The organism is Gelidimonas denitrificans (genome assembly GCF_055694065.1).
Map to the genome: position 1 here is coordinate 2,820,533 of NZ_CM146350.1, position 14,750 is coordinate 2,835,282.

Annotated in this window: 14 protein-coding genes and 1 tRNA gene; 7 read left to right on the top strand and 8 right to left on the bottom strand. The window is 55.4% G+C overall.

The features are described 5' to 3' along the window. Positions 1-265: 265 nt before the first annotated feature. The 4 genes from ppk2 to FKCLFG_RS13165 all read left to right on the top strand — a co-directional run bounded on the left by ppk2 (position 266) and on the right by FKCLFG_RS13165 (position 3,026). Positions 266-1,306: a polyphosphate kinase 2 gene (ppk2, locus tag FKCLFG_RS13150; protein ID WP_472613526.1), complete on the top strand. Its 1,041-nt coding sequence runs from the start codon at positions 266-268 to the stop codon at positions 1,304-1,306. A 110-nt stretch (positions 1,307-1,416) separates the two neighbouring features. Next, entirely contained in the window at positions 1,417-1,842 is a 426-nt protein-coding gene (locus tag FKCLFG_RS13155) for a rhodanese-like domain-containing protein (RefSeq protein ID WP_472613527.1), read from the top strand. Positions 1,843-2,104: 262 nt separating this feature from the next. Continuing rightward, positions 2,105-2,416: a Grx4 family monothiol glutaredoxin gene (gene grxD, locus FKCLFG_RS13160; protein WP_472613528.1), complete on the top strand. Its 312-nt coding sequence runs from the start codon at positions 2,105-2,107 to the stop codon at positions 2,414-2,416. A 16-nt stretch (positions 2,417-2,432) separates the two neighbouring features. Further along, entirely contained in the window at positions 2,433-3,026 is a 594-nt protein-coding gene (locus FKCLFG_RS13165) for a UbiX family flavin prenyltransferase (RefSeq protein WP_472613529.1), read from the top strand. 94 nt (positions 3,027-3,120) lie between these two features. Here the strand turns inward: FKCLFG_RS13165 and FKCLFG_RS13170 are convergent, their stop codons facing one another. Next, on the bottom strand, positions 3,121-4,422 hold the full coding sequence (locus FKCLFG_RS13170; protein ID WP_472613530.1) for a DUF445 domain-containing protein: 1,302 nt from the start codon (positions 4,420-4,422) through the stop codon (positions 3,121-3,123). Between the two features lie 308 nt (positions 4,423-4,730). Between FKCLFG_RS13170 and FKCLFG_RS13175 the strand changes: the two genes are divergently transcribed. Then, positions 4,731-6,290: a glucan biosynthesis protein G gene (locus FKCLFG_RS13175; RefSeq protein ID WP_472613531.1), complete on the top strand. Its 1,560-nt coding sequence runs from the start codon at positions 4,731-4,733 to the stop codon at positions 6,288-6,290. 32 nt (positions 6,291-6,322) lie between these two features. After that, on the top strand, positions 6,323-8,950 hold the full coding sequence (gene mdoH, locus FKCLFG_RS13180) for a glucans biosynthesis glucosyltransferase MdoH (protein WP_472613532.1): 2,628 nt from the start codon (positions 6,323-6,325) through the stop codon (positions 8,948-8,950). A 67-nt stretch (positions 8,951-9,017) separates the two neighbouring features. Here the strand turns inward: mdoH and FKCLFG_RS13185 are convergent. From FKCLFG_RS13185 to petA, 6 genes are all read right to left on the bottom strand, one after another. Next, positions 9,018-9,093: transfer RNA gene (locus FKCLFG_RS13185), tRNA-Thr, on the bottom strand. An 18-nt stretch (positions 9,094-9,111) separates the two neighbouring features. Then, the gene (locus tag FKCLFG_RS13190) at positions 9,112-9,627 is read right to left on the bottom strand and encodes a ClpXP protease specificity-enhancing factor (protein ID WP_472613533.1); all 516 of its coding nucleotides are present in this window, start codon (positions 9,625-9,627) and stop codon (positions 9,112-9,114) included. 112 nt (positions 9,628-9,739) lie between these two features. Further along, positions 9,740-10,351: a glutathione S-transferase N-terminal domain-containing protein gene (locus tag FKCLFG_RS13195; protein WP_472613534.1), complete on the bottom strand. Its 612-nt coding sequence runs from the start codon at positions 10,349-10,351 to the stop codon at positions 9,740-9,742. Positions 10,352-10,436: 85 nt separating this feature from the next. Continuing rightward, on the bottom strand, positions 10,437-11,198 hold the full coding sequence (locus tag FKCLFG_RS13200; protein WP_472613535.1) for a cytochrome c1: 762 nt from the start codon (positions 11,196-11,198) through the stop codon (positions 10,437-10,439). Positions 11,199-11,218: 20 nt separating this feature from the next. Then, positions 11,219-12,631, bottom strand: coding sequence for a cytochrome b (locus tag FKCLFG_RS13205; protein WP_472615861.1), 1,413 nt, complete (start codon positions 12,629-12,631; stop codon positions 11,219-11,221). After that, a complete protein-coding gene (gene petA, locus FKCLFG_RS13210; RefSeq protein ID WP_472613536.1) occupies positions 12,631-13,245 on the bottom strand; it encodes a ubiquinol-cytochrome c reductase iron-sulfur subunit in 615 nt (204 codons plus the stop codon). The genes FKCLFG_RS13205 and petA overlap by 1 nt, the downstream gene beginning before the upstream one ends. 299 nt (positions 13,246-13,544) lie before the next feature. Here petA and mscL point away from each other — a divergent pair, with 299 nt between their 5' ends. Next, the gene (gene mscL, locus FKCLFG_RS13215; protein WP_472613537.1) at positions 13,545-13,961 is read left to right on the top strand and encodes a large conductance mechanosensitive channel protein MscL; all 417 of its coding nucleotides are present in this window, start codon (positions 13,545-13,547) and stop codon (positions 13,959-13,961) included. Positions 13,962-13,973: 12 nt separating this feature from the next. On the opposite strand, the gene FKCLFG_RS13220 is transcribed toward mscL, so the two are convergent. Beyond that, on the bottom strand, positions 13,974-14,741 hold the full coding sequence (locus tag FKCLFG_RS13220; protein WP_472613538.1) for a Nif3-like dinuclear metal center hexameric protein: 768 nt from the start codon (positions 14,739-14,741) through the stop codon (positions 13,974-13,976). Between the last annotated feature and the right edge of the window lie 9 nt (positions 14,742-14,750).

A 14,750-nucleotide genomic window follows, 5' to 3' on the forward strand; every position in this document is an offset into this window, starting at 1 on the left:
TCGCGCCGAGGCACGGTGCGACACGAAAGAATAGCATTCCTGATTCTTTCGTGTCTGGCGAAGCATGACCGAAGTGTCGTCAGCGCCACGTTGCAACGCGACGCGCTCGCCAAATCTGGATGCGTTTATATCTACAAAGAAACGGCCAAGACGCAAGCCGCATCCCGTAAGGCATCGATAAGCGTAGCGCATTGCACCGAATGCGCTAAGATTGTCCGGAAGCATTTTTATCCGTAAAAATTAACCAACGCAGATCGGACGCACGATGGCAGACAGCAATAAAAAAGGGTTGAGCGCAACCGGCAAAGCACTTGCCGGCGATACTTTCATCGAGATCATGGAGGCGCCCGAGAGTCCCGCGCTCGGGGCGACGCCGCCGGTGCAACCGACCGACCCGGCGCAGGCTCGGCAAGCCGACCTGGCGGCAATCCGACTGCTGAAGCAGGCGGCCCATGCTGAAATCAGCCGTCCGCAAAAAAAGCGCGGCGTCGCCACCGACAGCGTGCTCAACGAAGGCTGGGAAAAGGGCGTGTATCCGTACAAGTACCGGCTCTCGGTCAAATCCTATGAAGCGCAAAAGCGCGGACTTCAGGTCGAATTGCTGAAATTGCAGGCGTGGGTCAAGGAAACCGGGCAGCGCGTGGTGATCCTGTTCGAAGGGCGCGATGCGGCCGGCAAAGGCGGCGCCATCAAGCGCTTCATGGAACACATGAACCCGCGCAGCGCACGCGTGGTGGCGCTGGAAAAGCCGACCGACTTCGAGCGCGGACAATGGTATTACCAGCGTTATAACCAGCATCTGCCGACCGCCGGCGAAATCGTGCTGTTCGACCGTTCCTGGTACAACCGCGCCGGGGTCGAACGGGTGATGGGATTTTGCAGCGATAACGAGTATCTGGAATTCATGCGGCAAACGCCGGAATTCGAGCGCATGCTGGTGCGTTCCGGCATCCACCTGTTCAAGTTCTGGTTCTCGGTCACCCGCAAGGAGCAGAAATTGCGCTTCGAGCAACGCAAGACCGATCCACTCAAGCAATGGAAACTGAGCCCGATCGACCTGGCGTCGCTCAACAAGTGGGATGAGTACACCAAGGCCAAGGAAGCGATGTTTTTCTATACCGACACCGCCGACGCGCCCTGGACCGTGATCAAATCGAACTGCAAGAAACGGGCGCGTCTGAACGCGATGTGCTTTGTGCTGCAAAACCTGCCGTATGCCAACAAGAACAAGGTTGTGGTCGGCAAGCACGATCCGCTGCTGGTCGGCTCGGCGCAGGCCAATTTTGAAAGCAGCGAGCAGAAATAAGGGCTAACGCGCTGCAGTCTTGACTGGTGCCTTGACTGAAGGTTCCAGTATTCCGCTGGTACGATGCGTTGCTATACTTGATGTTTTTCAGTCACGCATAAGGTGCAACGATGAAATTCACGATAGGCAAGTCCCTGCTGGCGAGCGCGTTGCTCGCTATTGTTGCCGCCGTCAGCGCCACGCCGGCAGCTGCCGGCACGTTGCCAACAACAGTCACAGTCGATGTCAAACAGGGCGCTGCGCTGCAAAGCCGCGGCGCGCTGTTGATCGACGTGCGCGAAGCCGATGAATACGCCGAAGGGCATGCACCCGGCAGCACCCTGATTCCGCTCGGCCAGTTGCAACAGCGACTGGCGGAAATCGCCGGCTACAAGAACCAGCCGGTGGCGGTGATTTGCCGCTCCGGCAACCGTTCGGCGAAGGCGGTCAAGCTGCTCGAACAAGCTGGCTTCAGCGCTGCCGTCAACGTCGAGGGCGGCATGAACGCCTGGCAAAAGGCGGGCTTGCCTGTCATCACCGGCACAGCTTCGCGCTAAATGCGACGCGGCAACAAAATAAAATAAGCGGGAGTATGTTGTTTATTCATGCACTTTCCGCAATATTCACGTGCGGATCAATAAAATACATCGTGATGTATTTTAATTGGATGCAAAATTCCTGATCAAAATCCCGCCGATACGCGCCGAAAACCCGCAAGAAAAACGCAAACAGGCTGAGTGGCGCGCACAAGCACATCAGCAACAAGCTGCCGTTTTTCTTATAATGATCCTTTAAACCTAGAATCAACGAAAGATTGCCATGAACGATGTACAAGTTTGGATCAAAGAAACTGTAACCACAAATCCGGTCGTATTATTTATGAAGGGCACCGCCCAATTCCCGCAGTGCGGTTTTTCCGGCAAAGCGATTCAGATCCTGAAAGCCAACGGGGTCGAAAACATCGTCACCGTCAACGTGCTTGACGATGCAGACGTGCGCCAGGGCATCAAGGAATACTCGAACTGGCCAACCATCCCGCAACTGTATGTCAAGGGCGAATTCATCGGCGGCTCCGACATCATGAATGAAATGCATGATTCCGGCGAACTGAAAACCCTGCTGGGCGCATAAGCCCAGTCACCCTCCAGTGACGCCCTCAAAACGCTTGATCATTGCCATCACCGGCGCCACCGGCGCGGTGTATGGCGTGCGTCTGCTGGAAGTGCTGCGCGTTGCGCCCGGGATACAAACCCATCTGATGCTATCGGAAGCCGGCGCTCTGAATCTGCATCAGGAGCTCGATATGAGCCGCAAGCAGGTCGGTGCGCTAGCCGATGTGGTTCACAATGTGCGCGATATCGGGGCCTCGATTGCCAGCGGTTCGTTCCAGTCGGAAGGCATGATCGTCGCGCCCTGCTCGATGAAAACGCTGGCCGCCGTAGCGCACGGCCTGTCCGACAATCTGATCACCCGCGCCGCCGATGTGGTCCTGAAAGAACGCCGCCGGTTGGTGCTGATGGTGCGCGAAACCCCGTTCAATCTGGCCCACTTGCGCAACATGACCGCCGTCACCGAGATGGGCGGCATCATCTTCCCGCCGCTGCCGGGCTTTTACCAGCGCCCGCAATCGATTGCCGAAATGATCGACCACACGGTCGGTCGGGTGCTCGACCTGTTCGCCATCCCGCATGCGCTGACGCCGCGCTGGAACGGCCTGAAGGCAAGCGACGCATCCGCTTAATCACTCTTAATCAGTTATTGGTTGAGTTTCACCCTTTCGTGAACACCTATTCGAATGCATTTGGCAGGTATTCGACGCCGCCTGCCTATTCTCGTCAGCCCAGCCATTGGCTGAAAACATGGATCAGCAGCCCGACGATGCCGCCCACCAGCGTGCCGTTCAAGCGGATGAATTGCAGGTCGCGGCCGATGTTCAATTCCAGCTTATCGACGATTTCATCATCCTTCCATTCGCGCATTTTGGCCGTAATGAAGCCGCCGATGCGTGGCCGATATTCCTCGATCAGCGGCGGCGCTGCCTGGATGATCTGCGTGTTGATCCACTGTTGCATCGCGCGGTCGTCGCGCAAGGCCAGCGCCAGCCGGTGCGTGACGGCGGCCACTCTGGTGCGCACGCTGGAATCGGCGCGCTGCAAATCGTGCTGCAGCCATTGCCGGAAATCCTGCCATAGCCCGTGCAGATAATCCGACAGCCGGGCGTCGCCTGCCAGCTGCTGTTGGAACTGTTCGATGCGAAAACGGTAGTCCGGATCACTCTTCAATTTCACGATCAGATTGGCCACCATGCGGTTGAAATCCAGGCGCAGCGGATGCTGCGGGTCGGCGTTGATTTCATGCAGCAGCTGCAAGATGCCGGCCACGATTTTTTCGGCGGCGATCCTGCCGCCGGCCATTTTCAGGCGCGCAAAATACAGCGGCAATTCATTCGCCAGCATCTGCTCGATCCGTTCCAGCACCTCCGGCTTGGCAAGCGCCGCTTCGATTGCTTTCAGCAACTGATCGAGCAGCGCCTGATGTCGGTGGTCCAGGGTCAGCATGTCGAGCACGCTGCCGGCTAGTTGCGCCAGATCGAAGCGGGCGATGTGCGCGGTTACCGTGCGGTGCAGATAGTTCCTGACTTCATCCTCGTCCAACGCGTTGAGCGCATACGAAAAGCCGCGCACCGCCAGCTCGCCGAAGCGCCCGGCATTGACTTCTTGCGCAAACCAGGCGGCGATTCTGGCCGCCGGATCGAACTCGCGGATCACATGGAGCACGCGCTCGGTGGCGAAAAATTCGCCTTGCACGAACTGGCCCAGATTGGCGGCGATGCGTTCCTTGTTGGCCGGGATGATCGCGGTATGCGGAATGAAGCGCAGCCCGAGCGGATGGCGAAACAGCGCCACCACCGCGAACCAGTCGGCCAGCGCGCCGACCATCGCCGCTTCGGCAAACGCGGCGATGTACGGCAGCCACGACAACAATGGATAGTGCGCCTTGAAATAGGTGGCCAGCGCGAACACCAGCGCTGCCAGCAGCAGCAAGCCGTTGGCCAGCCACTGCATGCGCCGCAGCCGGCTGCGCTTGTCGTCGTTTTCCGCCGCAGCGGCTCGCCGCATTTGTTCGTCAGATGCCATCATGCGTCTTCCGATTTTTCTTAATAATCAAATTATATGGGGGTATGATAAAAAAGCCATGTAGTTGCGCATAGTTTTATTGCGGAATTAAAAATACACTGTTTAGTATCCATAACGGCCTCAGCGCTTGCGGGAACCGATTTCAGCTGCGCGGCAGGCTCCAGGCAGCCCGTTTATCCGGTTCGCTCTAAATAACTATTCCCCCGATATCTTTCACCGGGAACGAAAAGCCAATGTTGCCATCTAATCCAGTTATTAGCGCAGTTCGCAGTTAGTTATTAGTAAGTTCAAGTTCACACGGGATTCCAATGCATATAAAAAAAATGAACCGGGCAGCGGTACAGGCTGCCCCGGCGGCGCTTTGGCGTTTAGTGGCATCGATGTTGGCTTTGTGCATAGCGCTGGCGGGTACCAGCGCATTCGCGTTCGGTTTTCCCGATGTCGCACAACATGCCAAGCAATTGGCGCAGAGCGCCTATAAAAAACCGGCCAGCAATTTGCCGAATGCAGTCGAAAACCTCAGCTACGATCAATATCGGGACATCCGGTTCAATGCGGACAAGTCCATGTGGCGCAGCGCCAAATTGCCGTTCGAGGTCGCGTTTTTTCATCAAGGACTGTTTTACGATCATCCGGTGAAGATCAATGAAGTCGTTGGTAAAAAAGTGCGCGAAATCAAGTTCGATCCGCAAGCGTTCAACTACGGTAAAAACGAGATCGATCCGAAACAGTTGCAGCAACTCGGCTTCGCCGGTTTTCGTGTGCACTTCCCGTTAAATACGCAGAAATACAAGGATGAGGCGATGGTGTTTCTCGGCGCCAGCTATTTTCGTGCGCTCGGCAAGGGGCAGTTGTACGGAATTTCGGCGCGCGGGCTGGCGCTCGATACCGCACTGAATTCCGGCGAGGAATTCCCGCAATTCACTGAATTCTGGCTGGAACGGCCGCAGGCGAAAGATAAGACTTTAACGATTTACGCGCTGCTGAACTCGCGTCGCGTCACCGGCGCTTACCGTTTCGTGCTCAAGCCGGGTGCAGAAACCGCGGTCGAGGTCAAGGCGCAGCTGTATTTGCGCGAAAACGTTACGCTCCTCGGCATCGCGCCGCTGACCAGCATGTATTTTTTCGGTGAAAACCAGCGTTCGGAGGTCGAGGATCATCGGCCCGAAGTGCATGATTCCGACGGCCTGTCGGTGCAATCCGGCACCGGCGAATGGCTCTGGCGGCCGCTGGTCAATCCCAAGCGGCTGCTGGTCACCTCGTTTGCGCTGGACAACCCGCAGGGTTTTGGCATGATGCAGCGCGACCGCGCATTTGCCAATTACCAGGATCTGGAAGCGCGCTACGAAAAACGACCGAGCGTATGGATTGAACCGAAGGGAAAATGGGGCAAAGGCCGAATCGAACTGGTGCAGATCCCGACGCCGGACGAAACCAACGACAACGCGGTCGCCTTCTGGGTGCCGAGCCTGATGCCGAAACCCGGCCAGCCATTTGACATCGAATACCGGATGCTGTGGCAAAAGGAATCTGAAACGCAGCCGCCGCTGTCGTGGGTAACGCAAACCCGGCGCGGCCACGGCTATACGCGCAAGGTAGATGACAGCATCGCACTGATCGTTGATTTTGAAGGCCCGGCACTGAAAAAATTGCCGGTGGATGCGAAGCTGGAAGGCAGTGTCACCGCAGACGCCAACGGTAAGCTGATGGAAATCAACACCTATCGCAACGGCGAAACCGGCGGCTGGCGCATGGCGGTGCGGCTGCGCCGCGTCGACGATGCCAAGCCGGTCGAATTGCGCGGTCACCTGCGCAGCGGCACCGACACTCTGTCCGAAACCTGGAGCTACATATTACCAACCAACTAAGTACGCCTCCCGCAGAGGCCGAGCTGGCGCCGGTGCATAGTAATGTGCATTGCGCTGACGCCATCGACCGTTATCTTGACCGCCTGCCGCTGACCACGCTGCAGCGGCAAGCCTTGCAGAACGCCACCGCCCGCTGCGACGACGACCAGCCGCAGCGGGCGATGCGCGCTCTGCACCAGACGCTGGCCGACGACGCCAGCAACGACAGCGATAGCGACAACCCGGCCTATGCGTCGGTTGCGACGCGTTTGCAGTTGGCCTATCAATCCTCGCCACCGGCAGGATTGCCACAGCAACCGGTGCCAGTTCCGGCACCAACCATCGACATTGACCGTTGCGGCCGTAGCCGGGTTAACACCACGCCGCCGCTGAACCGCGTTTCGATGGTGCCGCAGCCATGGGGCGCATTGAATCCGTTGACCCGTTGGCTGCACAGACTGAGCGGCAACCACGATCACACCGCGCAAACCATCCGCACCGGGCCGCCGTCGGCAGACGCGCCAGATCCGGCCGGCAACTGGCAGCGCGGCGGCGGCTGGCGGCGGCTGATCCTGCTGTTCCTGATGTTTGGGCAAACCGGCCTGGCCACCTATTTCATGAGCGCAGTATTGCCGTATCACGGCACCAGGCCAATGGAAATAATCACGCTGGCGCTGTTCGCCATTCTGTTCTGCTGGGTCTCGGCTGGATTTTGGACCGCAATGGCTGGTTTTCTGGTGCTGTTGCGCGGCGGCGATAGCTACATGATTTCATCCGGCGACGCTGGCAACCTTGCCGACGGGACGAACAATGCATCGATCGATGCCGCAGCCCGGACCGCGATTGTGATGCCGATTTGCAATGAAGACGTGAACCGTGTCTTCGCCGGTCTGCGCGCCACTTACGAGTCGGTGCGGCGCAACGGCACGCTGCAGCATTTCGATTTTTTCGTCCTGAGCGACAGCAACCAGCCCGACCTGTGCGTAGCCGAACTGGCTGCCTGGAACCGGTTGTGCCAGGCGGTCGACGGCTTTGGCCACATTTTCTACCGACGCCGGCTGCGGCGTGTCAAGCGCAAGAGCGGCAACATTGACAATTTCTGTCGGCGCTGGGGCAGCAACTACCGCTACATGATCGTGCTGGATGCCGACAGCGTGATGAGCGGCGGCTGCCTGGCCAAGCTGGTCCGGCTGATGGAAGCCAACTCCGGCGCCGGCATCATCCAGACCGCGCCGCGCGCATCCGGGCGCGATACGCTGTATGCGCGCATCCAACAATTTTCGACGCGAGTCTACGGCCCGCTGTTTACCGCCGGTCTGCACTACTGGCAACTGGGCGAGTCGCATTACTGGGGGCACAACGCGATCATCCGCTTGGCGCCATTCATCCGCCACTGTGCGCTGGCGCCGCTGCCCGGACGCGGCTCGCTGTCCGGTGAAATTCTGTCGCACGATTTCGTCGAAGCGGCGCTGATGCGGCGCGCCGGCTGGGCGGTCTGGATCGCCTACGATCTGGTAGGCAGCTACGAGGAAATGCCGCCGAACCTGCTGGACGAACTGAAGCGCGACCGCCGCTGGTGCCACGGCAACCTGATGAACTTCAGATTATTTCTGGCGCACGGCATGCACCCGGTGCACCGCGCGGTATTCGCCACCGGCGTCATGGCCTATCTGTCGGCGCCGCTGTGGTTCTTGTTCCTTGCCTTATCGACCGGCATGCTGGCGTCGCACATGCTGACGCTGCCGGAGTATTTCATCGAGCCGCGCCAGCTGTTTCCGATCTGGCCAGAATGGCATCCGGATAAAGCGGTGGCCTTGTTTTCCGCCACTGCCACACTGCTGTTTTTGCCGAAAATCCTGAGCGTGCTGCTGATCTGCGTGCAGGGTGCGAAACGTTTCGGCGGCAGCCTGCACGTGACGCTCAGCATGCTGATGGAACTGGTATTTTCGGCGCTGCTGGCACCGGTTCGGATGCTGTTCCACTCGCGCTTCGTGGCTGCTGCGTTTCTCGGTTGGGAGATGCACTGGAAGTCGCCGCCGCGTGACAACGCCGAAACCAGCTGGGGCGAAGCATTCCGCAAGCACGGTTGGCATACGTTGCTGGGGCTGGTTTGGGGTGGCGGCGTGTTCTGGCTGAATCCATCGTTTCTATGGTGGCTGCTGCCGATCGTCGGCGCACTGATGCTGTCGATTCCGCTGTCGGTATTTTCCAGCCGGGTGTCGCTCGGACGTCGCATGCGCCGCCTGCGCCTGTTCCTGATTCCCGAAGAGATGAAGCCGCCGCCGGAATTACGCGCCACCAATGCCCATTTCGCAGCGACGCCGCCCGCGCCGGCTTTTACAGATGCGGTGGTCGATCCATTGCTTAACGCGCTGCTGTGCGCCTGCGCCACCGCACGTCCCGGTTTGCCCGCAACTACGCGCGAGCAGCACATGGAATTGGCAGACGTCGCGCTGGAACATGGCGCCGATGCACTGACGCCGGAGCAGGCCAACCTGCTGCTGCAAGATCCGCTGGCACTGTCGCGGCTACACTTCGATGTCTGGTGCGCGCCGCAGGCACACCCGCAATGGCGCCTGCTAACTACAATGGCACCTGTAGCGGAACTACTCCACGACGGAGAGGGCTCGCTGCTGATCAAATCAGGAAACTCGTTACACAGTAACTACACAGCGCCATGAAGGAAGCCAAAAAGAAAAAAGGGTTACAAGCCGAAGCGTGTAACCCTTTAATTTTGCTGCTTTATTCTGGTGCCGGCTGCCGGAATCGAACTGGCCACCTGATGATTACAAGTCAACTGCTCTACCAAATGAGCTAAGCCGGCGAAAAACAATATTATAAACTACTTGATTCTAGTTAGTACAGGTCTGCCCGGTTTTTTTGATGAATTCGGCGTTTCAGGATCATCCTTGCCAGCCACATCATGGGCCTTTTCGACGACTGCCGGCACGGCTGCCAAAGCCGGAGTATTTTTCATAGCGTCGCCTACAGTGTTTCCTGCATTGCTATCCTGACGCGGCGCAATTGTGGCTTGGTCAGCTTGCGCATCTTGGGGCTCGAATGCCATGCCCTGACCGTTTTCATGGGCATAGATTGCCATGACTCCTTCAACCGCAACTGAAATCTGGCGCGACACGCCGCCAAAACGGGCGCTGAAACTGACAAAGTCACTTTCCATCTTCAGATTGCTGGTAGCGCTAAAACTGATGTTCAACACGATCTCGCCATTGCGGACGAACTCCATCGGAACATGGCTGCGTGCATCAACCTTGACTGCAAGATACGGCGTATAACCGCTGTCAGTGCACCATTCGTAGATGGCACGCAATAAATAAGGCTTGGTGGAAAGTTCGGACATATTGCAAATGCAGTAAAAAGGTTTTGCCTGGAAATCGTTCAGGTTGCTGCAGACTTCAACAGCGGCATACTGCTGCCCCAACCTGAACGCGTACTTGCTGAATGCGACCGGTTTAACGGCGCATGACTTTTTCAGAAGGAGTCAATGCTTCAATATACGCCGGACGCGAAAAAATGCGTTCAGCGTATTTCATGATCGGCACCGCCGTTTTCGACAGCTCAATGCCGTAGTGGTCAAGACGCCATAACAGTGGTGCAATTGCTACGTCGAGCATGGAGAAATCATCACCCAGCATATATTTATTCTTCAAGAACAATGGCGCAAGCGTTGTCAGCCGATCGCGGATTTCGATACGCGCCTTTTCTTGGCTCTTTTCTGCGCCCTTGGTTTTCTCATTTTCCAGAGTATGGACGTGAATGAACAACTCTTTTTCAAAATTAAACAGCATTAACCGGGCCCGTGCCCGCATTAATGGATCTGCCGGCATCAATTGCGGATGTGGGAAACGTTCGTCGATGTATTCATTGATGATGTTCGATTCATACAGGATCAAATCGCGCTCGACCAGAATCGGCACTTGGCCGTATGGGTTCATCGTAGAGATGTCCTCTGGTTTATTGAACAGGTCGACATCGCGGATTTCAAAATCCATGCCTTTTTCAAACAGGACCAGACGGCAACGTTGCGAGAATGGGCAGGTTGTACCCGAATAGAGAACCATCATTTTATAGTTCCTTTAAAAAACAAAGGGGCGAGACGTAAAACGGCTCACCCGAAAATATCCGCCCGCGAGGTGCGAGCGCATGATATTACTTGATATCTTTCCAGAAGGCAGCGTTCAAACGCCAGGCAACGACAAAGAATATCCCGAGGAAAAGCAACACCCAGACGCCCAAGCGTTTGCGAGTATTTTGTATAGGCTCACCCATCCATTGCAGATAGCCGACCAGGTCGCCAACGGCAGCATCATAGTCATTGGCGGATAATTTTCCCGCTGTAGCCTGCTCGAATCCAGAAAATTTATGTATTACGCCAGTTCCGTGCGGATCTTTTTCCTCCACAAACTTGGCCGTGCGCGTACCTTGCAACTCCCACAGAACATGTGGCATCCCAACATTCGGAAATACCATGTTATTCCAGCCTGTTGGACGCGTATTGTCTTTGTAGTAGGTGCGCAAGTATGTGTACAGATAGTCTGAACCTGAGCCAGCGCCGGAAGAACGCGCCCGCGCAATCACGGACAGATCCGGTGGCACCACGCCAAACCATTCTTTGGCATCTTTGGCGGTCATCGTTGTTTGCATCAGATCGCCGACCTTTTCACCGGTAAACATCAGATTGGTCTTGATCTGATCGTCAGTCAGACCGATATCTCCGAGGCGGTTGTAACGCATCGATGCAGCCGCATGGCAGTTCAGGCAATAATTAACAAAAAGCTTGGCGCCGTTCTGCAAAGCGGCCATATCAGTGCTGCGATCTGGTGCGTGGTCCAGCGGAAAGCCGCCCTCTGATGCAAAAGCGAAAGCAGGCACCAGTACAATGGCAGCAATCAGTTTTTTAAAAAATTTCATTTGTAGTATCCCTTTTGCGCTTAGTGCGAATGGAAAGTGACACGGTCTGGCACGGTCTTGAATGTACCCATTGCACTCCACCACGGCATTAACAAGAAGAAGCTAAAGTAGAACAGCGTACACACTTGCGCAACAAGAGTGCGGGTAGCGGTAGGTGGTTGTGTACCGAGGTAACCAAGCGTCAGGAACGCGATGCCGAACAAGATGTATATGTACTTATGCCATTGCGGACGGTAGCGAATCGACTTGGCTTTCGAGTAATCCAACCAAGGAAGGAACGCCAGGATCACGACCGACAAACCGAACAAGACCACTCCCCAGAATTTCGCGTCTAGGATGCTTGGCAGCATACCGACGATGGCGACCAGTGCAATCACGGCAATGGCCGCCTTGATCTTGGTCGACAGGCGCGATTTGAGCCAAATGAACACGACATAGGCGGCAATCGCAGCCATCAACACATACATAAAGTCCGCCGTGGTCGCGCGCAGCACCGAGTAGAACGGCGTGAAGTACCAGGTTGGCGCAATGTGCAATGGCGTCGTCAGTGGATCGGCCGGGACGAAGTTATTGTACTCAAGGAAGTAGCCGCCCATTTCCGGAGCAAAAAATACGATTGCTGAGAATATGATCAGGAAGGCAGTCACACCCACCATGTCATGAACAGAGTAATACGGATGGAAAGGAATGCCGTCGAGCGGAACGCCGTTCGCATCTGTCGTGTCCTTGATCTCGATTCCGTCAGGGTTATTCGAACCTACTTCATGCAGCGCAATAATGTGGGCGACAACCAAGCCCAACAGCACTAAAGGAACTGCAATAACGTGGAACGAGAAAAACCGATTCAGAGTCGCATCACCCACCACGTAATCCCCGCGAATCCACAATGACAGATCTGGACCGATGAATGGAATGGCGCCGAACAAATTGACGATCACCTGCGCACCCCAGTAAGACATTTGCCCCCATGGCAATAAGTAGCCCATGAAAGCTTCAGCCATCAGGCACAGAAAAATGCCGACGCCAAACAACCAGACCAGTTCACGTGGCTTGCGGTAGGAGCCGTAGAGCAGACCGCGGACCATGTGCAGATAGACCACGATGAAAAATGCGGAAGCACCGGTGGAATGCATATAGCGCACCAGCCAACCCCATGGTACGTCGCGCATGATGTACTCAACTGAGGAGAATGCGAGCGTCGCGTCCGGCTTGTAATGCATGGTCAGAAAAATTCCGGTAACGATCTGCATCACCAGCACCAGCATGGCGAGCGAACCGAAGAAATACCAGAAGTTAAAGTTTTTAGGTGCGTAATATTCGGACAAATGCGCTTTATACGTCGATGTTAGCGGGAAGCGCGAATCAATCCAATTCATCGCCTTGGCAGCTAATGGTGCATCGGCCGGAAGTTGCTTTTCATGAAACGCCATGATTACGCCTCACCTTTCTCGTCTTTACCGATAATGATTTTGGAATCCGACAGATACATATGACGCGGGACGTCCAGATTGGTTGGCGAAGGCTTGTTCTTGTATACGCGCCCAGCCAAGTCGAATGTTGATCCATGACAAGGGCAGAGAAAGCCGCCAGCCCAGTCATCCGGCAATGAAGGTTGTGCGCCAGCCTGAAACTTGGAGTTAGGAGAACAGCCCAGATGAGGGCAAATACCAACAGCGATCAAGACGTCCTTGTGTTCAGGACGTGACCGCGTATGCTTATCGCAATAGGACGGCAAATCCATCGTATAGGATTTTTCTGATACAGGGTCGGCCAGTTTATCCTCGAGTTTGGACAATGCAGCCATCATTTCAGGGGTGCGCTTTAACAGCCATACTGGCTTGCCGCGCCAAGCTACAACCTTCATTTCACCTGGCTTCAGACCCGAGATATCCACCTCCACCGGCGCACCGGCAGCCTTAGCTCGCTCGGATGGCTGAAAGGTACTTACCAATGCTCCCGCCGTTGCCAAACCAGCCACACCACCTATCGCAGCCGTGGCCACGAGCAAACCGCGTCGGCCGGAATCGACCTGCTTTTCGTTACTCATACCAACCCCAATCAGTCAAAATACGAAACTTGCGCGAAGCACCATTAAAAATGTATACAGGGCTTCTATCAACTCTAAATTATAACGGAGCTTGCGTTTCTTATAAAGAAAAATTACCAGCAGTCCAACTTACACAAGTTTTTATCGCTGCATGCCCGGACAGCACCCAACAATGGAAAAACAACACCTATCACAAGCTCTAAGATCAAAACCCAGTGGTTTGCATTTCGCTTGATTTCGTGCAAAGTACAACGCCAGAATCAAATTACGCTTATAACAACGACAAACAGGGGAATTCCATGAGCATGGCACGAGAATTCAAAAACTTTATTTCCAGAGGCAACGTCATGGATCTGGCCGTCGGTGTGATTATCGGCGCAGCGTTCGGAAAAATTGTTGCTTCGCTAGTGGAAGACATCATCATGCCGATAGTCGGAACTATGGTGGGCGGACTGGATTTTTCCAACTATTACCTGCCGCTGAACGGGCAAAGCACCGGACTAGCACTAGCGGAGGCGAAAAAAGCGGGCGCTGTACTGGCCTACGGCAACTTCATCACTATTTCGTTAAACTTCATCATTCTGGCTTTCATTATTTTCCAGATGATTCGCCTGTTTAATAAAATGAAACAGGCAGAAACGCCTCTCGCGCCTGCAGTCACGCCAGAAGAGGTGATTCTGCTGCGCGAAATCCGCGATGCACTTAAAACCCGATAATCCATCTATCCGCTACACCGGATTGTCGATATCAATAAAATGATGCGTAATACCAAACTGCTGGGACAAAAACTGGCCCAGTGCCTGCACCCCGTAGCGTTCAGTCGCGTGATGACCGCAAGCCAGGTAGGCAACACCGGCTTCGCGCGCCAGATGGACGGTAGGCTCCGAGATTTCACCGCTTAGGTAAATATCCACTCCAGCCGCAATGGCATCCACCATGAAACTTTGGGCCGCACCGGTACACCAGGCAATCCGGCGCACAGGCTGCACCGGATCGCCTATAAGCAATGGCCGCCGGCCTAGTTTTGCTTCCACCAAGAGCGCCAGATCTGCTGCGGTTCTGATAGATGCGTTCATGACAGTGCCAAGACAACCTAAATTATCGGCACCAAAGTGAGCATCCATAGACAGTTCAAGCACTTTGGCTAGTTGCGCATTGTTTCCCAGGGTTGGATGCGCATCCAGCGGCAGATGATAGGCGAACAAACTCATATCGTGCGTTAGTAACAATTTCAATCTCTTTTGCTTGATGCCCACTATGCATGGATCTTCTCCGCGCCAGAAATAACCGTGGTGTACCAGTACTGCGTCTGCCTTCAGGATGATTGCAGCTTCAAGCAAGGCCAAATTGGCAGTCACTCCCGTGACGAGCGTTTTTATCGATGCAATTCCTGCCACCTGCAATCCGTTTGGACAATAATCGTTAAAACGTGTAATTTCCAAGGTGAGCGCTAGAAATTTTGCCAACTCATCCCTATTTACCGATTGTTGACTCATTTTCCCTTA